19 protein-coding genes and 1 pseudogene are annotated in these 22,350 nt (G+C 53.4%); 12 read left to right on the top strand and 8 right to left on the bottom strand.

Going from position 1 to position 22,350, the window contains the following annotated elements; translation table 11 throughout:
* Window positions 1-82 precede the first annotated feature (82 nt).
* On the top strand, window positions 83-1,006 hold the full coding sequence (gene aaeR / locus MRY16398_RS02685) for an HTH-type transcriptional activator AaeR (RefSeq protein WP_071194419.1): 924 nt from the start codon (window positions 83-85) through the stop codon (window positions 1,004-1,006).
* Between the two features lie 48 nt (window positions 1,007-1,054).
* On the opposite strand, the gene tldD is transcribed toward aaeR, so the two are convergent.
* The 8 genes from tldD to csrD form a co-directional block, all read right to left on the bottom strand.
* Window positions 1,055-2,500, bottom strand: coding sequence for a metalloprotease TldD (tldD, locus tag MRY16398_RS02680; protein WP_039077413.1), 1,446 nt, complete (start codon window positions 2,498-2,500; stop codon window positions 1,055-1,057).
* 86 nt (window positions 2,501-2,586) lie between these two features.
* Window positions 2,587-6,396 (bottom strand): AsmA2 domain-containing protein YhdP, encoded by a 3,810-nt coding sequence (yhdP, locus tag MRY16398_RS02675; RefSeq protein ID WP_125123803.1) that lies wholly within the window; start codon window positions 6,394-6,396, stop codon window positions 2,587-2,589.
* 41 nt (window positions 6,397-6,437) lie between these two features.
* Window positions 6,438-7,907 carry a ribonuclease G gene (gene rng / locus MRY16398_RS02670; protein ID WP_039077411.1) on the bottom strand — a complete coding sequence of 490 codons (1,470 nt, stop codon included), beginning with the start codon at window positions 7,905-7,907 and terminating at the stop codon, window positions 6,438-6,440.
* The gene (locus MRY16398_RS02665; RefSeq protein ID WP_039077410.1) at window positions 7,897-8,490 is read right to left on the bottom strand and encodes a Maf family protein; all 594 of its coding nucleotides are present in this window, start codon (window positions 8,488-8,490) and stop codon (window positions 7,897-7,899) included. The genes rng and MRY16398_RS02665 overlap by 11 nt, the downstream gene beginning before the upstream one ends.
* Window positions 8,491-8,498: 8 nt before the next feature.
* Window positions 8,499-8,987: a rod shape-determining protein MreD gene (mreD, locus tag MRY16398_RS02660; RefSeq protein WP_039077409.1), complete on the bottom strand. Its 489-nt coding sequence runs from the start codon at window positions 8,985-8,987 to the stop codon at window positions 8,499-8,501.
* The gene (gene mreC, locus MRY16398_RS02655; protein ID WP_071194416.1) at window positions 8,987-9,991 is read right to left on the bottom strand and encodes a rod shape-determining protein MreC; all 1,005 of its coding nucleotides are present in this window, start codon (window positions 9,989-9,991) and stop codon (window positions 8,987-8,989) included. The genes mreD and mreC overlap by 1 nt, the downstream gene beginning before the upstream one ends.
* Before the next feature lie 65 nt (window positions 9,992-10,056).
* Complete coding sequence (gene mreB, locus MRY16398_RS02650) at window positions 10,057-11,100, bottom strand: rod shape-determining protein MreB (RefSeq protein WP_006818047.1); 1,044 nt, start codon at window positions 11,098-11,100, stop codon at window positions 10,057-10,059.
* A 309-nt stretch (window positions 11,101-11,409) separates the two neighbouring features.
* On the bottom strand, window positions 11,410-13,350 hold the full coding sequence (gene csrD, locus MRY16398_RS02645) for an RNase E specificity factor CsrD (protein WP_125123802.1): 1,941 nt from the start codon (window positions 13,348-13,350) through the stop codon (window positions 11,410-11,412).
* Between the two features lie 280 nt (window positions 13,351-13,630).
* Between csrD and msrP the strand changes: the two genes are divergently transcribed.
* The 11 genes and pseudogenes from msrP (at window position 13,631) to MRY16398_RS02590 (ending at window position 22,232) form a co-directional block, all read left to right on the top strand.
* A complete protein-coding gene (gene msrP, locus MRY16398_RS02640; RefSeq protein ID WP_039077406.1) occupies window positions 13,631-14,632 on the top strand; it encodes a protein-methionine-sulfoxide reductase catalytic subunit MsrP in 1,002 nt (333 codons plus the stop codon).
* Window positions 14,633-15,232, top strand: a complete 600-nt coding sequence (msrQ, locus tag MRY16398_RS02635; RefSeq protein WP_125123801.1) for a protein-methionine-sulfoxide reductase heme-binding subunit MsrQ — start codon at window positions 14,633-14,635, stop codon at window positions 15,230-15,232.
* A gap of 234 nt (window positions 15,233-15,466) precedes the next feature.
* A pseudogene (locus MRY16398_RS02630) lies at window positions 15,467-15,716 on the top strand (type II 3-dehydroquinate dehydratase).
* 21 nt (window positions 15,717-15,737) lie between these two features.
* Window positions 15,738-16,214, top strand: coding sequence for an acetyl-CoA carboxylase biotin carboxyl carrier protein (gene accB / locus MRY16398_RS02625; protein WP_125123800.1), 477 nt, complete (start codon window positions 15,738-15,740; stop codon window positions 16,212-16,214).
* Between the two features lie 10 nt (window positions 16,215-16,224).
* Window positions 16,225-17,574, top strand: a complete 1,350-nt coding sequence (accC, locus tag MRY16398_RS02620) for an acetyl-CoA carboxylase biotin carboxylase subunit (protein WP_039077403.1) — start codon at window positions 16,225-16,227, stop codon at window positions 17,572-17,574.
* A 114-nt stretch (window positions 17,575-17,688) separates the two neighbouring features.
* Window positions 17,689-17,931 carry a YhdT family protein gene (locus MRY16398_RS02615; protein WP_071194414.1) on the top strand — a complete coding sequence of 81 codons (243 nt, stop codon included), beginning with the start codon at window positions 17,689-17,691 and terminating at the stop codon, window positions 17,929-17,931.
* Window positions 17,921-19,372 (top strand): sodium/pantothenate symporter, encoded by a 1,452-nt coding sequence (panF, locus tag MRY16398_RS02610; RefSeq protein ID WP_125125623.1) that lies wholly within the window; start codon window positions 17,921-17,923, stop codon window positions 19,370-19,372. Before MRY16398_RS02615 ends, panF begins: the two co-directional genes overlap by 11 nt.
* A gap of 11 nt (window positions 19,373-19,383) precedes the next feature.
* A complete protein-coding gene (prmA, locus tag MRY16398_RS02605) occupies window positions 19,384-20,265 on the top strand; it encodes a 50S ribosomal protein L11 methyltransferase (RefSeq protein WP_071194412.1) in 882 nt (293 codons plus the stop codon).
* A gap of 358 nt (window positions 20,266-20,623) precedes the next feature.
* On the top strand, window positions 20,624-21,589 hold the full coding sequence (dusB, locus tag MRY16398_RS02600; protein ID WP_039077399.1) for a tRNA dihydrouridine synthase DusB: 966 nt from the start codon (window positions 20,624-20,626) through the stop codon (window positions 21,587-21,589).
* Window positions 21,590-21,612: 23 nt separating this feature from the next.
* Window positions 21,613-21,909: a DNA-binding transcriptional regulator Fis gene (gene fis, locus MRY16398_RS02595; protein WP_000462905.1), complete on the top strand. Its 297-nt coding sequence runs from the start codon at window positions 21,613-21,615 to the stop codon at window positions 21,907-21,909.
* Between the two features lie 158 nt (window positions 21,910-22,067).
* Window positions 22,068-22,232, top strand: coding sequence for a DUF2556 family protein (locus MRY16398_RS02590; protein ID WP_039077398.1), 165 nt, complete (start codon window positions 22,068-22,070; stop codon window positions 22,230-22,232).
* Window positions 22,233-22,350: the final 118 nt, after the last annotated feature.

The raw sequence follows: 22,350 nt of genomic DNA, 5'->3' as shown, positions 1-22,350 counted from the left end.
TTCAGCGAATAGTATATTAACGTAACTGTTATGCTGTTATCTATATTATGTGATCTAAATCACTTTTAAGCCAGAGTGAATAATGGAACGACTTAAACGCATGTCGGTATTCGCCAAAGTGGTGGAACAAGGCTCGTTTACTGCCGCGGCCCGGCAGTTGCAAATGAGCGTATCTTCCATCAGTCAAACGGTGGCGAAGCTGGAAGATGAGCTACAGGTTAAGCTGTTAAACCGCAGTACACGCAGCCTTGGGCTCACCGAAGCCGGGAAAATTTATTATCAGGGTTGCCGACGCATGCTGCATGAAGTGCAGGATGTCCATGAACAGCTTTACGCCTTCAATAACACGCCCATCGGTACGCTGCGCATTGGTTGTTCTTCAACCATGGCGCACAATGTTCTGGCGCAGATGACCGCCGCGATGCTGAAAGAGTACCCCGGTTTATCGGTGAATCTGGTGACGGGCATTCCCGCGCCGGATCTGATTGCCGACGGGTTGGATGTCGTCATCCGGGTGGGCGCATTGCAGGATTCCAGCCTGTTTTCACGTCGTCTGGGCGCGATGCCGATGGTCGTCTGCGCTGCTAAAAGTTATCTGGCCCAGTACGGTATTCCGGAAAAACCCACGGATCTTGTTAATCATTCATGGCTGGAATACAGCGTCAGACCAGATAATGAATTTGAGCTGATCGCACCAGAGGGCATTTCCACTCGCCTGATCCCCCAGGGCCGCTTTGTCACCAACGATCCGATGACCATGACACGCTGGCTTACCGCCGGGGCCGGGATCGCCTATGTACCGTTGATGTGGGCGATCAACGAGATCAATAACGGGACGCTGGAGATCTTGTTCAGCCGCTATCAGTCCGATCCGCGTCCGGTATGGGCTCTGTATACGGAAAAAGACAAACTGCCGCTAAAGGTGCAGGTGTGTATTAACTATTTGACGGATTATTTTAACGAGGTCGCGAAGCTGTATCAGGGCGTACAGGGGCGGAGATTGTAGGATGCGATCCCGGATGACGGCACTGCGCCATCCGGGAATAAACCGAACTTACGCCGTCCCACCGACGGTCAGGTTGTCCACTTTCAGCGTCGGCTGACCGACACCCACCGGCAGGCTCTGGCCTTCTTTGCCGCAGACACCGACGCCGTTATCCAGTTTCAGATCATTACCCACCATGGAGATCTGCTGCATGGCTTCAATGCCCGAGCCAATCAGGGTTGCCCCTTTCACCGGCTTCGTCACCTTGCCTTTTTCAATCAGATAGGCCTCTGAGGTAGAGAACACGAACTTACCGGAGGTGATATCCACCTGACCACCGCCAAAGTTCGGCGCATAAATACCAAACTCGACCGACTCGATGATCTCCTGCGGCGTTGATTTCCCTGCCAGCATGTAGGTGTTGGTCATACGCGGCATCGGCAGATGCGCATAGGATTCGCGACGACCGTTACCGGTTGGCGCAACGCCCATCAGACGGGCATTCAACTTATCCTGCATGTAGCCTTTCAACACACCGTTTTCAATCAGCACATTGTACTGGCCCGGCGTACCTTCGTCGTCGATAGAGACGGAACCTCGGCGATCGGCAATGGTGCCATCATCAACAACAGTACAAAGCTCAGAGGCTACCAGCTCGCCCATGTGACCACTGAATACTGATGTGCCACGGCGGTTAAAGTCGCCTTCCAGACCGTGCCCGACCGCCTCGTGCAGCAATACGCCCGGCCAGCCAGCGCCCAGCACCACAGGCAGTGTTCCGGCAGGCGCCGCCACAGCAGAGAGATTCACCAGTGCCATCCGCACGGCTTCTTTTGCCCAGGCATCGGCACGGACATCGCCATCGACATCTTTCAGGAACCAGTCATAGCCAAAACGACCGCCGCCACCGCTGGAGCCGCGTTCACGTTTGCCGTCATCTTCCACCTGCACACTCACAGAGAGGCGTACCAGCGGGCGAACATCCGCCGCCAGCGTACCGTCCGTCGCGGCAACCAGAATTAATTCATACACACCGGTCAGGCTGGCGGACACTTCCTGTACACGCTTATCCGCTGCACGGGCCACTTTGTCGACGCGGCGCAGAATATCCAGCTTCTCTTCCCGGCTCATGCTTTGCAGCGGGTCAATGCTGGCATAGAGTCCCTGATGCTCAACGGCGCCGAGCGTTTGCACGCGCCCATCGCCCGACTCACGCACGATGGTACGTGCCGCCTGCGCGCTCTGCTCCAGCGCCAGCAGACTAATTTGGTCAGCGTAGGCAAAACCGGTTTTCTCGCCGCTTACCGCACGCACACCAACGCCCTGGTCGATGTTGTATGACCCGTCTTTGATGATACTGTCTTCCAGCACCCAGGATTCGTGATAGCTCGACTGAAAATAGAGGTCACCGTAGTCGAGTCGGCGCTCGGTCAGTTGACCAAGGATGGAAAATAGATCCTGATGATTCAGGCCATTCGCTGCGAGCAATTGTTCACTTACCAGGTTCAGACTCATCGTTTGCTACTCGTCGTTGCCGCCACATCGGGCAATAAAAAAAGTGTGATATAAGGAGCTTGAGGCAATTCGCCGACGCCGTCAAATCATTGCTTTTTATCTGTACGCGGCTGGCGTAAGACTTCATTGATTTGTGGTTTGTCTACCGGACCGGTGATGCGATAACGCAAAATGGAGACTTTATTCCACAGCGGCCCCAAAACTTTACTGGCGGCGAACACCGCAGCACCGATAATCGGGTTAACGGCAAAGGCAGCCGCAACGCCTACCGTTGCTGAGATTTCCGGTGCGACAACTGCCTCGACATCTAACTGGCGCTGTACCAGATCCACCGACCCTTTCATCGCAATATCAGCTTCCAGGCCGTCCACCAGCGTATCGTCAGTATGCAGAACACCATCTTTGATCCAAGCGGCGCTGCGGATAGAGTCAAAATAGAACCCTTCACTGCTGAACGTGTCGCTGAAATCGAAACGAAGCTTGCGCAGCAACGCATCGACGCTAAACAGGCGCAACAGTTGCCCGGCGTGCCCGGTACTGATATCGGTAATATCCCCTTTGCCGAGGCGGGTGCGCAGAATACCGTTAAGCGACTCTTCCTGCGGCTGCCATGGCGCGCTACGCCAGTGTAAATCATAGTTCACATCAAACGGCGCATTGCGCACAGGCGTTGAAATCCCGAAGAAATTCATCGCCGAATCGATTTTGTCACCGTGCAGTGTACCTTTCAGTGAGGTACGTTCCCCGCCGATTTTGTTGACCCACTCGCCATCGGCAGTGAGGCGGGCAAAGCCGCTGTCGATGAGACCATTTACCAGCGACAGGGTATCTCCGTTGATCGCGAAATCGCCCTCAATACGGCCATATTTTTGTCCCCACAGCCAGCACTCAGCACAACGCAGTTGCAGATCCGGCCAGCCGGTGAAGTCCACCTGCGTCTTGCCGCGCAGCAACGTCGACGGCGAAGAGATATCGTTGTCATCCGACGCTGTCGCTGACGGGTTGTAGTAAAGGTAGCGAATCGCAGCCTGCCACGGTGCGTTATCGCGCAGCGTAAACGTCCCGTTAATTTCACGCCCTTGAGCTTCGACAACCGACCCTGACGCCTGTGGCTGCGAGACAATGCTCAGGTTGTTCCACTGCTGACCTGCCAGGGTGAGCGCCGGAGTGCGCAGCGTGACACTGGCCGGGAACGACGTTGCGTTACTGACGTTACTGGCAACGCCCTGGCGCAGCAGACCCAGCCACTGCGCGCCGTTCATTGGCGGCAGATTCAGTTCAAGACCGGCCTGCTCAGGCAGTGGCGGCAGCGTGCGGCTATCAGATGTCCAGATTGCCCTGTCGAGGGTGAGTTTCTGGTTGAGTAACCAGCGACTGTTAAAATGGTTGCTATTGCCTGCGCTGCCGGTCAGATCGAAACTGCGCAGATTGCCTTCAACATTCACCTTCACCGGTAATGCTTTGCCCGCAGGTTTATCAAGCGGCGGCGGCAGGCGACTGGCGATATCCGTCAAATCACCGTCGATACTGACGTTATATTTTGCCCCGGCGCTGTGCGGCATTTCGATGTCCACTTTGCCTTTCCAGCCCACACTGCCGCTCACCGCATCACTGAGCTGCTGCGGCATGACGCCCGTTTTCGCCGGTTGCCAGTTACCATTCAGATTGACCGCCACCTGATAGGCTTTCGCCCCTTCGGTGGTCGTGAAATCAATGTTCACAGGCTGGTTAAACCACATCGCCTGCAGTGGCTCGCTTTTCAGATTACCGTTAACAAAGCTGAACGAGCCCCGCAAATCTTTCACCGTGCTGTTAAGCGGTTTAATGAACAGATTATTGTGGTTGAGGACGACATCGCCTTTCGCGGTCGTTATCTCGCCGTCCAGCGGAATATCAAGATGTAAGCGAGCACTCACATCACCATCCAACTGGAGCTCATCGAGGGCTGTAGAAAGCGTATCTTTCAGCGGCGTATCTTTAAAATAGGGCCCAACCGCTTTCCCTGGCCCGTTGATATCGGCATCAATGAGCAGTTTCTCTTTAATATAATCCGGAATGACAGCCGTCAGGTTTGTGGCTTTAACACCGCCTAATGCCACTTCATCCGTCTTCATCCACAGGCCGTCATTGATGAAATCGAGTTGAATATCGAAATTTTTCAGCGCAGGCCAGTCTGGCTGGAAGGCAAAGGTGGCGTTACGTAACGGCACCAGCACCTCAAACTGCCCTTCATTATGCTTATAAGGAAATAGCCGTGGGTTGCCGCCATAGACCAGCGTCGCGTTATCAGCCTGCCCGCCCTGAATCGCCGCGCTCAGGTAATCCACCAGCGCTTTGCCCATCAGGTTTTCCGGGAAGTAGCGCCATGCCTGGCCGCCATCGGTAACATTAATGCCTGCCAGAATACCCAGCCACGGCTCGTCGTCTTTAGGCTGCAAGTAGCGGAAATCGCCCCTGGCGTGAATCGCATTCGCCTGCACGTCGATATCATGTCCATCAATCTGCAGACCACGCTCATCGTTTTGCCAGGCGAGGGTCGCTACCCCTTTTTCAATCTCCAGCGGCGCACGGAAAACCGTGGCATAAGGCATTTTTGCCTTTGCCATGTCGAAAGTCACGCGCCCATTTTCAACGCTACCAGACAACGTACCGGAAAGGTTCTCGACGCCGGGCAGCAGCTCCCACTGCTTCCAGGAGATGTCTTTCCAGTTTGCCTGGAAGCGCGTTTTTTCCGTCGCCTGTAGCGGAATATCCAGCGCCAGGTTTTCCAGCAGCCCTTCCGGGGCCATTGTTCGCCAGACTTTTCCCAGTTGTGGTGAAATTTTTTCGGCAATCGGCAACATCCCATCAAGCGCACCCAGATCGAGGCGACTGGCGCGGACGCGTAATTCATCACTACGCTGATCTTTTTCCCCACCCGCTTCCCTGGCCGGCACCCACGCAAAGGCCAGAGAGCCTTGCGGCCACGGGTGTCCATCCATTGTGATGCGCGTAGTGGGAATATCAAACTGCCAGCCCTGCTGCTGACGCGAGACGTGTGCCGTCAGGTTATCAACCAACAGTTGGTGATTATCTTTGTCCCCGGGCCAGCTTGCGCCGCCTTTTTTAAGCCAGACATCACCACTTTCCACCACACCTTTATTGAGGGTCATCCAGCCTTCGAGACTGAATTGGGCGCTCTCCAGGGCAACGTTGTCCTGCATCCATTTATTAAGCCAGGGCTTAACGTCGATGTCGTCCGCCTGTAGCCACAGCCGACCGTTATTGAGGATGCCCCTGTCATCGCGAAGATCCATTCTCACTTGCATAATGCCATGCTGTCCGGTCAGGCTGGACAGGCTCACCTGGCCTTCTGCACGGTGTCGGTCATCGCTATTAAGCCAGGTCAATTGAGGGATCGCGAGTTCGGCACGCTGGCCGGAGAGGGTCAAAAAGCTAAGGCGACTGTCGCGCAGAACGAAGTGATCGAACTGGCGAAGGAAAAGATCGCGGATACGGTCAGTTTCTATCGCTTTACCATCATCATTGCGCTGTAACGGGGTATTCGTGCGCACAGCCAACTGATAAAACGTGAGATCGCGGAACTGCCAGCGCATTTGTAGCAGGCTTTGCCAGACGTCCAGCGCCAGGGTGACGCGTTTAACGGACAGATCGCCGCCGTCATTGAGGGTGGCTTTAACGTCACGAACGTCGAGGATGGGGCCGAAATTTTCCCAACTGGCGTTCAACTGACTGGCATCGACCACAATACCGGTGTGCGCCTGAATTTTCGCCAGGATTTCAGGGCGCCAGTTATCCAGATGGGGCAGGATAAGGCGCAAGCTACTTACCAGCAGCGCCACTATCACCACCAGCGTCGCACCTGTAAGCAGCAATATCCCCGGCAATCGCCTCACGCACCTCTCCTTGTTAACAAACGTCTGGACGTAATCGTCTTTTACATCATCACCACATCAAACTGCTCCTGATTATAGAGCGGCTCAATTTGCACTTTAACTTGCTTACCGACAAAGATTTCGACCTCAGCCAGCGCATGAGACTCTTCCCCTTTCAGGGTTTCCGCCACAGCAGGAGAAGCATAGACCAGGAAACGATCCGAGTCGTAAGCATGGTGTACGCGAACGATCTCGCGCATGATTTCGTAGCAGACGGTTTCCACCGTTTTTACTGTGCCTCGTCCATGGCAGGTTGGGCATTCATTACAGAGAACATGTTCCACGCTTTCACGCGTACGTTTACGGGTCATCTCAACCAGGCCGAGCTGAGAGAAACCGTTTATGCTGGTCTTCACACGGTCCTTGCTCAAGGCTTGTTCCAGTGAATGCAGGACACGGCGGCGATGGTCATCGTTATTCATATCAATGAAATCAATGATGATAATGCCGCCAAGGTTACGTAAACGCAGTTGGCGAGCGATAGCCTGTGTGGCTTCGATATTGGTATTGAAAATGGTGTCATCGAGATTACGGTGGCCAACGAACGCCCCGGTGTTGATATCCACCGTCGTCATCGCTTCGGTCTGGTCAATAACCAAATAGCCACCGGATTTCAACTCCACTTTTCTTTCCAGCGCGCGCTGAATTTCATTCTCAACGTCATAGAGATCGAATATCGGCTGGCGACCGCTGTAATGTTCAATCATGCTGGTCATTTCCGGCATGTATTCAGCGGTGAACTCCAGCAGCATCTCATAGGTCAGACGTGAGTCAACGCGGATCCGGTCAAGTTGAGCATCGGCAAAATCACGCAGCACACGCTGCGCCAGCGCCAGTTCGCCGTAGAGCTTGCACCGGGTCTGCTGACGCTTTTTGCGCTCCATGACTTTCGTCCATACCCGCTTGAGGTAGGCTGCATCGGAGGCGAGATCCTCATTGCACACCCCTTCTGCCGCCGTGCGAATGATGAATCCGCCCTGCTCATCGCAATACTCAGAGACGACCTGCTTGAGTCGCTCTCGTTCAGCCTCGCTTTCAATACGCTGAGAAACCCCAACGTGTGATGCACCAGGCATGAAGACCAGATAGCGAGAAGGTAGAGTGATGTCTGTGGTCAGGCGAGCACCTTTGGTACCCAGCGGATCTTTCACCACCTGCACCATCAGGTCCTGCCCCTGACGCACCAGCTCAGAGATATCGCGAACGGTGAAGTTCTTCTGCTCTTCCCCCGCCACACATTCGGTGTGAGGCATAATGTCCGAGGCGTGAAGAAACGCGGCCTTATCCAGACCAATATCTACAAAAGCCGCCTGCATACCAGGCAGTACGCGACTGACCCGACCCTTGTAGATATTGCCTACTATCCCGCGCCGCGCTTCACGTTCAATGTGAATCTCTTGCAGAATACCGCCATCGATATAGGCCACGCGTGTTTCCGATGGCGTAATGTTGACTAACAATTCAGCCGTCATGATTGTCTCTTCCCTCGCGCAATGCGTTAAAGTTGCTCAACAGTTCCCAGGTCTCTACCAGCGGTAAACCCACCACAGCGTGATAACTCCCGTTTATTTTCCTGACGAAACAGCCGCCCAGCCCCTGAATTCCGTACGCACCGGCTTTGTCCATCGGCTCACCGCTGGCAACATAGGTAGCAATATCATCATCAGAAAGGGTTCGGAACGTCACCTCGGTTGTCACCAGACAATCCAGCAGGTGTTGGTTGTCCGCCAGCGCGACGGCCGTCATCACCTGATGGGTCTGACCAGAGAGCTGTCGCAGCATTTTAGCAGCATGCGAGGAGTCTTTCGGTTTTTCAAGCACTTCACCATTAAATATGACAATCGTGTCAGCCCCCAGCACGGGCAAATCGCGAGAAACCATCGCCACACCTGCGAGCGCCTTTTCCCTTGCCAGCCGCACAACATAATGTTGGGCGCTTTCTTGCGCCCGACGTTGCTCTTCAATACCGGGAATAATTCGCTCGAAGGTCACGCCCAGTTGAGTGAGCAGTTCCTGACGACGCGGGGAACCAGAGGCAAGCCAAATCGATGTCATAAAAACCTTTATTGCACGGCAAACTGCTGGCGAATTTTACGCATAAGCAGGAAAAGCCACGGCCAAAGCACGCCATTAACGAAGCTACTCCAGAAAATTTCTGGTTTGAAGGAGACATTAATGACCAAAAACTCTGCCCAGAAGACGATGACTTCGGTTGCCAGCGACAAGACCATCACCACCAGCGCCTGTTGCCATAGCGCCAGGTTACGGAACAGTTGAAATTTAAGCGCGACCAGATAGGCGATAATGCTCAGAGACAACGCACGTACACCAAGCGTGGATCCGCTAATGAGATCCAGTATGGCACCCATAACGAAACCTGTGCCGACATTTACGCGGTGCGGTAGCGCCAGAATCCAGTAAAGCAGGATAAGTAACACCCAGTTTGGCCGGTAGACAAGAATGTCATCCGGCCAGGGCATAATTTGAAGCAACAATGCGATAAGAAACGAGAGCCAGATAACCCATCGCCCCTGGCTACGGTAACTTGCCACTATTGGCCTCCCCGGGAGCCTTGAGACGGTGACGGCGGCCCGGCAATACCGGTTGCAGGTGCAGGGATCGGCGCAGGCGGCCCCATCGCATCCGGGGCAGGCAACACTTGCGGCATCATCTGCATCAAACGTTCGTTAGCCACGCGGTGTACTTCTTCCGGCGTCATCGGATTCGTGCCGTTACGATCGGCACCCCACAGCAAAAGCAAGTAGCGCAAACGCTGCAAGCCTGCGGTAGGACGCGCCTGGATAACGGTATACGCCCGCTGCGTGTCGAGTTTTACGGAAGAGACCACCCCAACAGGATAACCTTCCGGGAAGCGCCCACCGAGACCGGACGTCACCAGCACATCCCCTACCCGAATATCGGTATTGGCTGGCAGATGTTCCAGTTGCAGATCGTCAGTACAGCCATTGCCTGCGGCAATAACGCGAATATCGTTACGCAGCACCTGAATCGGCAGTGCATGGGTCGCATCACAAATCAACAGGACCCGGCTGGTCAGTTTGGCTACTGCGACAACCTGGCCTACTACACCTTTATCGCTGATCACCGGCTGGCCTTCATAGACACCGTTAGCGCTGCCCTTGTCGATAACAACCTGGTCGCTATACGGATCGTTGACCGTTGAAATAACCTGGGTGACCATTTTCTGTTCGTCCTGACGCAGCGGCGAACCCAGCAGCTCGCGCAGTCGCGCGTTCTCCTGTTTATATTGCCCTAACATCAGCAGCTCGCTGTTTTTCAACAACAGTTCCTGACGCAATGCCCGATTTTCAAGCTCAAGTTGATCGCGCGACGAGATCGTTTGTGAAACGCTATCTAATAATTCGCGAGGACCATTGGAAATAAAGTAGAAAGGACTGACGGCAGTATCCATGTACGTTCGAATTTGACTGAACGTACCGAGGCGGCTGTCGGCAATAATAACTCCGAGCGCCACTACCACCGCCAGGAAAAGGCGAATCTGTAGCGACGGGCCACGGCTAAAAATTGGCTTCATAGGCTTTGCGTATTCTCAGGCCAGACAAATCCGGGGCGATATCTTCGCCCCGAATCTGAATCAGACTATTCTTCGCTGAACAAATCGCCGCCGTGCATATCGATCATTTCCAGCGCCTTGCCGCCGCCACGCGCTACGCAAGTCAGTGGATCTTCTGCAACTACGACAGGAATACCTGTCTCTTCCATTAACAGGCGGTCAAGGTTGCGCAGCAGCGCGCCACCACCGGTCAGAACCATACCGCGCTCAGAAATATCGGACGCCAGTTCTGGTGGGCACTGTTCCAGTGCGACCATCACCGCGCTAACAATACCGGTCAGAGGTTCCTGCAGTGCTTCCAGAATTTCGTTAGAGTTCAGTGTGAAGCCACGCGGAACACCTTCTGCCAGGTTACGGCCACGAACTTCGATTTCGCGGACTTCGTCACCCGGGTAAGCAGAACCGATCTCGTGCTTAATACGCTCAGCGGTTGCTTCACCGATCAGAGAGCCGTAGTTACGGCGAACGTAATTAATGATCGCTTCATCGAAACGGTCACCACCGATACGTACAGAGGAGGAGTAGACCACGCCGTTCAGAGAGATAACGGCCACTTCTGTGGTACCACCACCGATATCGACAACCATAGAACCGGTTGCCTCAGAAACCGGCAGGCCTGCACCGATTGCGGCAGCCATAGGTTCTTCAATCAGGAAAACTTCACGCGCACCAGCACCCTGAGCGGATTCACGGATCGCACGACGCTCTACCTGGGTCGCGCCAACCGGCACACAAACCAACACGCGCGGGCTCGGACGCATAAAACTGTTGCTGTGCACCTGCTTGATGAAGTGCTGGAGCATCTTTTCTGTCACGAAGAAATCGGCGATCACGCCATCTTTCATCGGGCGGATAGCCGCAATGTTGCCCGGCGTACGGCCCAGCATCTGCTTAGCTTCATGACCTACCGCGGCTACACTTTTCGGTGAACCGGCACGATCCTGGCGAATGGCTACCACGGAAGGCTCATTCAATACGATGCCTTGTCCTTTTACATAAATCAGGGTATTCGCGGTACCCAGGTCAATGGACAGGTCATTGGAAAACATGCCACGAAATTTTTTCAACATACTAAGGGATAATCCTGAAAGCTGGGGCGGAAAACAAAATCCGCTTACTTTACCAACCACACGCAGCAGCGACAAGGCGCAAAAATCATCTGCTACGGTGAAAATTAGTGCAGTTTGTTTCCTTTGTTACAAACAACCTGACTCCTTCAGGAATGAACCATGGCGGGAGCAATCCTTGCCCTGCGTTTGTAACCTGTCAAAGGTTAAAACTAGCGTTCGCGCTGTGGCAATCTGGCGGGCAGGCAAGCACACCCCCATACGTACGATACAGCGCGCGTTATTCTACGTGAAAACGGCTTAAACGGCAGTTCAAACCGAGTATCTTTGCGAATATTTTTTCACATTGGTGTCAAGCGGCTGGGAGGAAGCAAAAAAATCCCCCTGACCACCCGAAACGCCACGTTCAATCAGCGTCTGCCATTCGCCACGGGAACGAACACCAGTGGCGAAAACGCGCGTATGCGTACCTTTGCAGGCTTCCACGAGACTTTGCACCAGTAGCTGATTTTCCGTGCGTTTCTCAATGTTCCTGACAATCCCAGGATGAAGTTTTAGCAATTCGACATCCAGCGCTTTAATCCAGCTGGTACTGACCAGGGTGAGACCCGCCTGCGTGACAGCAACTCGCGAGCCTAACGCATTAATCAACCGCACCACCGGTTGTAACCGGCTGATATGTTGACAAACATCAGCCTCGGCAAGTTCAAAAATAATCCGTCGACGCTGTGATTTTTCACATTGCATCAAGGTATCGCGCAGCCAGCGCTGAAAACGTGGTCGAATAAGCGACTCCACGGTCACCTGCATGGCGAGGGTTTCTTCCGGCCAGTACCCCAGATAAGGAATGAGGCGTCCAATTTGCAGTCGGTCATACTCCTCCGACAGACCAAACTGCAGCACCATGGGCATATATTCCGCAGAAATAACTTCCTGGTCGCTATCATAGATGCGGCACATCAGTTCGCGATGGTGAACAATCCCTTCGCGATTAACTGCTGGCTTCTGGTAGACCCGCGGGCCGCCACGGCTAAGCATTTGCTCAATGAGCGTACGCCAGCGAACGTTGCCGCGCCCCTGCTCCGGCAGCGTATCGTCGTAAACCGACCAGCTATTCCCCCCTTGCAATACCGCATTGCGGGTCGCAGCTTCGGCATGCTCCATGACCTGTTCTGTTGACTGTCCGCTGCGCCAGGCGCAAATGCCAATGTGCATCATATCTTCACGATCGAGCATTTTGCTGGGTTGCAGGCCATCCACGGCCTTTAAAATCTGCCCGGCGATACTTTCCGCTTCTTTTAATGTGCGGTGCGGTAACAGCACGGTAAAGTCGCTGCGGTGGTACCGCGCCAGCAGCGCGCCGGGATAACGCATAATAAATGTTGATAACAGGTTAATGAGCATAAACAGATGCTCTTCGACGGCCGGGCGCCCCCAGCTATCGCGCAGTAATTCAAAATCGGGTAACCGGATCATCATGACAACGCCGTGCGCGCCGACTTTCTCCTGATCCTCAAGCAATGTGGCCAGTTGATTATCAAAGAACAGACGGTTATTGAGCCCGGTTTTGGTATCCTGGGCGGCGTAGGAGCGGATCAGCGTATCGATATGACTGCGCTGATCGCTGGCGAACTGGATCTCTGAGAGCAGAACATCCAGCGCGCTACTGGCGCGGGATGGCCATTCATAAATAGAACCACGCGCCTGCGCCCCGCGCTCCCCATTAAGAATGCGGGTGGAGCGAAGTTCGAGTAATTCCTGCCCCGATAGCTGTCGGCGCAGCCAGCGTACAGAGAGGAAAATAATCAGGACCATAAAACCGATCGCCAGCGTCAGCGGTACGGTGGTTAAGAGAGAACGGAAATAGTTAGCCATCGGATCCTGGTAGACCAGCGTGATGGTCATGCCCGGATTTTTAAGGGAGTTAATTTCTAATTCACGATACTGGTAATTACTCCCGGCGGGGCGATAACTGCTTTTGCGGGTGTGCTGCAGAACGGTTTGCTTTCCCTGACGTACCTCAATCCCCACAATGTCTACTGGCACCATCAGTTCATCCAGATGGGATGAGATGGCCGAAGGAGACATAAAAATCAAACGGGTATCGACCACCGCCGCAACCGATTCAACGCGGTTAATCACCTTCGACTGAATGGCGTTGTAAAAGCTCAGTGAGCAGCCAAACAGGGTGACAAATATTGCCAGGCCCGTTAGTAGCGTCACAAAAGCTGAGAATTTCGTCGTTAATCGCATCCTTGTGTTAACTCCGTAGTGTAAAAGAACGAGACGCGGCAAACCCTGAAAACAAAGTAAGCGCTAACTTGAAAAACGAGCCCGGCATACTAGCAGGCCTGACGCTTCTGGCAATCAGTATTGCATACAACTATGCGAGTATAGCCCTCAGAATTTATTTGCCAATCATCCAGGGGAGCAAAGGCCACCTGTAGGCAGTAAACGGCCAGATTTCAATTTTTCGTGATAATCCCCCGCCCCCATATTCGCCGTGCTACAAGTAATAAAAAGGGGGAAATTTATGCACAAGAAAAAACTTACTGAATCCGATGTCACCGCCGAATCCGTTTTTATGCTGCGACGTCGTCAGATCCTGAAAACGCTGGGCATTAGCGCCGCTGCCCTGAGTCTGTCTCCCACTGCGCGCGCCGATCTGCTTGACTGGTTTAAAGGAAATGATCGGCCTAAAGCCCAGCCCGGCAAACCACTCCAGTTCAGTAAACCGGCTCAGTGGCAAAACACGCTGACATTAACGCCGGAAGATAAAGTGACGGGCTATAACAATTTTTATGAGTTTGGGCTGGATAAAGCCGATCCTGCGGCTAACGCGGGAAGCATGAAAACCAATCCATGGACGCTCAAAATTGACGGTGAAGTAGCCAAACCTCTTACGCTTGATTATGACGCGCTTACCACGCGTTTCCCGCTGGAAGAGCGCATCTACCGCATGCGTTGTGTTGAAGCCTGGTCGATGGTGATTCCATGGACCGGCTTTCCGCTGCATAAGCTGCTGTCGCTGGTCGAGCCCACCAGCAACGCTAAATATGTGGCTTTTCAAACCCTCTATGCCCCCGATGAGATGCCCGGTCAGAAGGATCGCTTCATTGGCGGCGGTCTGGAATATCCTTACGTAGAAGGGTTACGTATAGATGAAGCGATGCACCCCCTCACATTATTGTCGGTTGGCGTTTATGGCAAAGCGTTGCCGCCACAAAATGGCGCGCCGATCCGCCTGACCGTCCCGTGGAAATACGGCTTTAAAGGCATTAAGTCGATAGTCAGTATTAAGCTAACGAAAGAGCGTCCCCCCACCACCTGGAACCTTGCGGCGCCAAATGAGTACGGTTTTTTTGCCAATGTAAATCCGCATGTCGACCATCCTCGCTGGTCACAGGCAACCGAGCGCTTTATCGGATCCGGCGGCGTGCTGGATGTAAAACGCCAGCCTACGCTTCTCTTTAACGGCTATGCGGATGAAGTGGCGTCCCTTTATCGTGGTTTGGATCTGCGGGAGAATTTTTGAGTGCGTTTAACAGCAAAACAGATTATCTGGCTTAAAGTATTGCTGCACCTGGCAGGTTTTCTGCCGTTTGTCTGGTTGTTCTGGGCATCGTCGCAGGGGTATTTTAGTGCCGACCCGGCAAAAGACATTCAGCATTTTACCGGCAGAATGGCGCTGAAATTTTTACTGGCAGGCTTGCTGGTTGCGCCACTGGCGCGTTACGCTAAACAACCGTTGCTTATTCGCACCCGTCGTTTACTGGGATTATGGTGTTTTGCCTGGGCAACATTGCATCTGACCAGTTACGCGCTGCTGGAACTGGGGATCAACAATCTGGTTTTGCTTGGCCGGGAACTGACAACGCGCCCCTATTTAATGTTAGGAATTGTGAGCTGGCTTATCCTGCTGGCCCTGGCAGCGACATCTACCCAGTGGGCACAGCGAAAAATGGGTAAACGATGGCAACAATTGCATAACTTCGTCTATCTCGTCGCGATCCTGGCCCCTATCCATTACCTGTGGTCAGTGAAGATATTATCGCCGTTGCCGCTCCTTTATGCAGCCGCTGCATTCGGGCTATTAGCGTGGCGATACAAGAAGTTCCGCCAGTGGTGGCGCTAAAGTTTCGATATGTGCACTCCTCCGCAGTTCCATTATCAATCGCAGGGATAAAACCAAATGCGGTTGATAATCTTCCCTGATAAGACCAGTATTTAGCTGCGAAATGCTACGAAATAGTTATAATGTGCGACTTTGGTTTTGCCTGGCGGGCTTTTTAAGGTCCAAAAAGGTGACAACCACGCAATGAAGGTATATTTTGTTTTTTACCGGAAAATTGCAGGAGATAGCAGCACGATGGCTGGCAAGTTGCGCATTTTGCTTTTAAACGGCCCCAATCTTAACATGCCGGGAGCACGCAAGTCGGAAACCTATGGCACCCTTCGACTTTACTGAGTTCACTCTGAGCAATATGCATGCGCACGAACCATCTCGCCATCATTCCTGGCTCTCCGAAATCGCTACTGGCGTGGTCTTCGGACCTTATGCTGGCAGTTGTACATACGCTTTACAGACGGCGGTAACACGCCTGTCACAATCAAACTAAACAAGAGTACGGAACCCACTCATGGATATTCGTAAGATTAAAAAACTGATCGAACTGGTTGAAGAATCAGGCATCGCTGAACTGGAAATTTCTGAAGGCGAAGAGTCTGTACGCATCAGCCGCGCACCGGTGAACACGGGCTTCCCGGTGATGCAGCAAGCTTATGCGGCTCCGGTTATGCAGCAGTCAGCCCCTGCGCTTTCTGGCGCAGTCGCTCCCGCAGCTCCGGCTACGGCAGCAGAACCTGCGGCTGCGCAAATCAGTGGTCACATCGTACGTTCCCCGATGGTCGGGACCTTCTACCGCACGCCGAGCCCGGACGCTAAAGCGTTCTGTGAAGTCGGCCAGAAAGTCAATGTCGGCGATACCCTGTGCATCGTTGAAGCCATGAAAATGATGAACCAGATCGAAGCCGACAAAGCGGGCGTAGTGAAAGCCATTCTGGTTGAAAGTGGCCAGCCGGTAGAGTTTGACGAGCCGCTGGTCGTCATCGAATAACGAGGCGCACATGCTGGATAAAATTGTCATCGCCAACCGCGGCGAGATTGCACTGCGTATTCTTCGTGCCTGTAAAGAACTGGGTATCAAGACTGTCGCCGTGCATTCGACTGCGGACCGCGATTTAAAACACGTACTCCTGGCGGATGAGACGGTCTGTATTGGCCCGGCTCCGTCCGTAAAAAGCTACCTGAACATCCCGGCTATCATCAGCGCGGCGGAAATCACTGGCGCGGTGGCGATTCACCCCGGTTATGGTTTCCTTTCAGAGAACGCCAACTTTGCCGAGCAGGTTGAGCAGTCCGGCTTTATCTTCATCGGCCCGAAAGCCGACACTATTCGCCTGATGGGCGACAAAGTGTCTGCCATTACCGCGATGAAGAAAGCGGGCGTACCGACCGTACCGGGCTCCGACGGCCCGCTGGGCGACGATATGGATGTCAACCGCGCGCATGCCAAACGCATTGGCTATCCGGTTATCATCAAGGCGTCCGGCGGCGGCGGCGGTCGCGGTATGCGTGTCGTTCGCGGTGACGCTGAACTGGCACAGTCCATTGCCATGACCAAAGCTGAGGCCAAAGCGGCGTTCAACAATGACATGGTGTACATGGAAAAATACCTGGAAAATCCTCGTCATATCGAGATCCAGGTACTGGCTGATGGCCAGGGTAACGCCATTTATCTGGCTGAACGTGACTGCTCCATGCAGCGTCGTCACCAGAAAGTTGTCGAAGAAGCACCGGCTCCGGGCATTACTCCGGAACTGCGCCGCTATATCGGTGAGCGTTGCTCCAAAGCCTGTGTGGATATCGGTTACCGTGGAGCAGGTACGTTTGAGTTCCTGTTCGAAAATGGCGAGTTCTATTTCATCGAAATGAACACCCGTATCCAGGTGGAACATCCGGTGACCGAAATGATCACTGGCGTGGACCTGATCAAAGAGCAGCTGCGTATCGCTGCCGGTCAGCCACTGTCCATCAAACAGGAAGAAGTTGTGGTAAAAGGCCATGCGGTAGAGTGCCGTATCAACGCCGAAGATCCGAATACCTTCCTGCCGAGCCCGGGTAAAATTACCCGTTTCCATGCGCCAGGCGGTTTTGGCGTGCGCTGGGAATCACATATCTACGCCGGTTACACCGTACCGCCGTACTATGACTCAATGATCGGCAAGCTGATTTGCTTTGGTGAGAACCGTGATGTGGCAATTGCGCGTATGAAAAATGCGTTGCAGGAGCTGATCATTGACGGTATCAAAACCAACGTGGATCTGCAGATGCGCATCATGAGCGATGAAAAATTCCAGCAGGGTGGTACCAACATCCACTATCTGGAGAAGAAACTCGGTCTGAACGAAAAGTAAGACTGGGTGACTTGTCATGTAAAAGGCCGGATTTTCCGGCCTTTTTTATTTCAGGGGATCGCTGACTATCCATAAGGTACAATCCCCGCTTTCTTTATCCACATGGGACACAAAATGGACAAACGTTTTGTTCAGGCCCACAAAGAAGCGCGCTGGGCGCTGTGGCTGACCCTCCTCTACCTCGCCGCATGGTTGGTGACTGCTTACTTACCAGATTCAACGGTCGGGTTTACCGGATTACCTCACTGGTTTGAAATGGCCTGCCTGTTAACGCCGCTGGTTTTTATTCTGCTGTGCTGGGCGATGGTGAAGTTTATTTATCGCGATATTCCCCTGGAGGACGATGATGCAGCCTGAAGTCATTCTTCCCCTTGTCGCTTATCTGTTAGTGGTGTTTGGTCTGTCTGTATACGCCATGCGCAAAAGGACTACCGGCACCTTTCTGAACGAGTATTTTCTCGGCAGCCGTTCAATGGGCGGCATAGTACTGGCAATGACGTTAACCGCGACCTACATCAGCGCCAGTTCCTTTATCGGCGGCCCAGGCGCTGCCTATAAATACGGACTGGGTTGGGTGTTGCTGGCGATGATCCAGTTGCCCGCTGTCTGGCTTTCGCTGGGTATTCTTGGCAAGAAATTCGCCATTCTGGCGCGGCGCTACAATGCAGTGACGCTCAACGATATGCTGTTCGCCCGCTACCAGAGTCGTCTGCTGGTCTGGCTGGCAAGCCTGAGCCTGCTGGTGGCGTTCATCGGCGCAATGACCGTGCAGTTTATTGGCGGCGCACGTTTGCTGGAAACCGCAGCGGGCATCCCTTACGAAACCGGTCTGCTGATTTTTGGCATCAGCATTGCGCTGTATACCGCGTTTGGCGGTTTTCGCGCAAGCGTACTGAACGACACAATGCAGGGCATGGTGATGCTGATTGGCACCATCGTCCTATTGGTGGGCGTGGTGCATGCGGCGGGTGGTTTAGGTCATGCGGTGGAGACATTGCAGACTATCGATCCGAAACTGGTCACGCCGCAAGGGGCCAACGATATTCTGTCGCCAACCTTTATGACCTCATTCTGGGTGCTGGTCTGTTTTGGCGTGATCGGTTTACCGCACACGGCGGTACGCTGCATCTCCTATAAAGATAGCAAAGCGGTGCATCGCGGAATTATCATCGGCACGATTGTGGTGGCGATCCTGATGTTCGGCATGCATCTGGCTGGCGCGCTGGGCCGCGCGGTGATCCCTGACCTGACCGTACCGGATTTGGTGATCCCCACGTTAATGGTTAAAGTGCTGCCGCCGTTTGCCGCCGGGATCTTCCTGGCAGCGCCGATGGCAGCGATCATGTCGACGATCAACGCCCAGTTGCTGCAAAGTTCCGCTACGATCATTAAAGATCTCTACCTCAACCTCCGCCCGGAGCAGCTAAAAAACGAGACGCGCCTGAAACGAATGTCGGCAGTCATTACCCTGATGTTAGGCGCTCTGCTGCTGCTTGCCGCCTGGCGACCGCCGGAGATGATCATCTGGCTGAACCTGCTGGCGTTTGGTGGGCTGGAGGCCGTATTCCTGTGGCCGCTGGTGCTGGGACTTTACTGGGAACGTGCAAACGCGGCAGGCGCGCTGAGCGCCATGATCGTCGGCGGCGTGCTGTATGCCGTGCTTGCTACGTTTAAGATCCAGTACCTGGGCTTCCATCCGATTGTGCCTTCGTTACTGTTAAGTTTACTGGCGTTTGTGGTCGGCAACCGTTTCGGTCAGCCTGTTTCACAACCCGCTACGATTTCTACTGATAAATAAAGAGTTTTGCCATGCCGTGGATCCAACTAAAACTGAATACAACTGGCGCTAACGCCGAAGACCTGAGCGACGCGCTGATGGAGGCCGGCTCGGTCTCCATTACCTTTCAGGACACGCATGACACGCCGGTCTTTGAGCCGCTGCCGGGCGAGACGCGCCTGTGGGGTGATACCGACGTTATTGGCCTGTTCGATGCCGAAACCGACATGAAAGAGGTTGTGGCGATGCTTGAGCAACATCCGCTGCTTGGTGCGGGTTTCGCACATAAAATTGAACAGCTCGAAGATAAAGACTGGGAGCGCGAGTGGATGGACAACTTCCATCCGATGCGCTTTGGTGAACGTCTGTGGATCTGCCCGAGCTGGCGCGATGTGCCGGACAAAAACGCGGTAAATGTGATGCTCGATCCGGGCCTGGCGTTCGGTACCGGCACGCACCCAACCACCTCATTATGTCTACAGTGGCTTGATGGTCTGGATTTAGCGGGTAAAACAGTGATCGACTTTGGCTGCGGCTCCGGCATTCTGGCGATTGCCGCGCTGAAACTGGGGGCGGCAAAGGCGATCGGTATCGATATCGACCCGCAGGCGATTCAGGCCAGCCGCGACAATGCCGAGCGTAACGGCGTTTCTGAGCGCCTGGAACTGTATCTGCCGCAAGACCAGCCTGACGCGATGCAGGCGGACGTGGTGGTCGCCAACATTCTGGCAGGCCCTTTGCGTGAGCTTGCCCCGCTTATCAGCGTACTGCCGATCTCAGGCGGCCTGCTCGGCCTTTCCGGCATTCTCGCCAGCCAGGCTGAAAGTGTCTGTGAAGCCTATCGCGATACCTTCGCACTCGACGCTGTGGTGGAAAAAGAAGAATGGTGCCGCATCACCGGCCAGAAAAAGTAAGTCGTCGACCAGGCAATAAGGCCACGAAGCATTCAGCAACATAATGCTCCATAGGGTGAAAATGGGAGTCTGATCTCATTTTCACCCTCTTTTTTGACGATTAAAACAGCAAGATATGCCGCTGAATCAGGGTTATGGTGAAGAAAAACAGAGAAGTTTGACGAATTTATATTTGTTCACAAATTCGCCATTTTAATATAACTCAATGATTTTAAATCATTAATATTTTCACCTATCGCCTTTCGCTGTGATTCATTGATCTGCGACAGTGGATTGGTCAAAGTTTGGCCTTTCATCTCGTGCGAAAAATGCGTAATATACGCCGCCTTGCAGTCACAGTATGGTCATTTCTTAACTCATGCGCATCGGACACCACCAGCTCAGAAATCGACTGATCGCAGCGCCAATGGCTGGCATTACTGACAGACCGTTTCGGACGTTGTGTTACGAGATGGGAGCCGGATTAACGGTATCCGAGATGATGTCCTCCAACCCTCAGGTTTGGGAGAGTGACAAATCAAGGCTGCGGATGGTGCATATCGATGAGCCCGGTATTCGTACCGTGCAAATTGCCGGTAGTGACCCGGAAGAAATGGCGGAAGCCGCACGTATCAACGTGGAAAGCGGCGCCCAGATTATTGATATCAATATGGGCTGCCCGGCAAAGAAAGTGAATCGCAAGCTTGCGGGCTCTGCCCTGCTGCAATACCCGGATCTGGTGAAGTCTATCCTGAACGCGGTAGTGAAAGCAGTGGATGTGCCCGTCACGCTTAAGACTCGCACTGGCTGGGCTCCGGAACACCGTAACTGCGTAGAAATTGCCCAACTGGCTGAAGACTGTGGCATTCAGGCTCTGACCATTCATGGACGCACCCGCGCCTGTTTGTTCAATGGAGACGCTGAGTACGACAGTATTCGGGCAGTTAAGCAGAAGGTTTCCATTCCGATTATCGCGAATGGTGACATCACTGACCCGCTTAAAGCCAGAGCTGTACTCGACTATACGGGGGCTGATGCCCTGATGATAGGACGTGCAGCTCAGGGAAGACCCTGGATCTTTCGGGAAATCCAGCATTATCTGGACACTGGGGAGCTGCTCGCCCCACTGCCTTTGGCAGAGGTAAAGCGCTTGCTTTGCGCGCATGTTCGGGAATTGCATGACTTTTATGGTCAGGCAAAAGGGTACCGAATTGCACGTAAACACGTCTCCTGGTATCTCCAGGAGCACGCTCCAAATGACCAGTTTCGGCGCACATTCAACGCCATAGAGGACGCCAGCGAACAGCTGGAGGCGTTGGAGGCATACTTCGAAAATCTTGCGTAATGAAATAAAGAGCTGACAGAACTATGTTCGAACAACGCGTAAATTCTGACGTACTGACCGTTTCTACCGTTAACTCTCAGGATCAGGTAACTCAAAAGCCCCTGCGTGACTCGGTTAAACAGGCACTGAAGAACTATTTTGCTCAACTGAATGGTCAGGATGTTAATGATCTGTATGAGCTGGTACTGGCTGAAGTTGAACAGCCACTGTTGGACATGGTGATGCAATACACCCGCGGCAATCAAACCCGCGCTGCCCTGATGATGGGTATCAACCGTGGTACGCTGCGTAAGAAACTGAAAAAATACGGCATGAACTGATAGTTATCAGAGACTGCTTGTTAAAAGGCGCGGACCGGCATGGGGACGCGCTTTTTTTTCGCTGGAATTCCGCCAAAAAACTTATCTTTCCTCAACGCCTGCCGATAACATTTTCGTGTATATTCCCAACGAATGGTTGCACGAAAAGGATATGCGGGATGATTCGAAAGTATTTTTGGCTGGTTATTTTTGCCCTTTCTGTCCTGTTGCTGGATGCATTGATCATGCAGTGGATCGAATTCCTGACAACAGAGGTAGATAAATGCCGAAACATGGATTCCGTCAATCCTCTCAAGCTGGTGAACTGTGCTGATTTAAATTAGCTGTTTTCCCGCCCGGCCTCTTGCTTCGTGCAAGCAGAGAAACCGTTTTGAGTCATCCACTTGCAATGATAATGTCACCACCTTTTTTGTCTTCTCAAGTGTAGTTACGCATAATACT

It is taken from the genome of Phytobacter sp. MRY16-398, from assembly GCF_003925915.1.
Taxonomy (GTDB): Bacteria; Pseudomonadota; Gammaproteobacteria; order Enterobacterales; family Enterobacteriaceae; genus Phytobacter; species Phytobacter diazotrophicus.
Note: the sequence above shows the minus strand (reverse complement) of the source record. Positions and strands in the feature narration are given on the sequence as shown.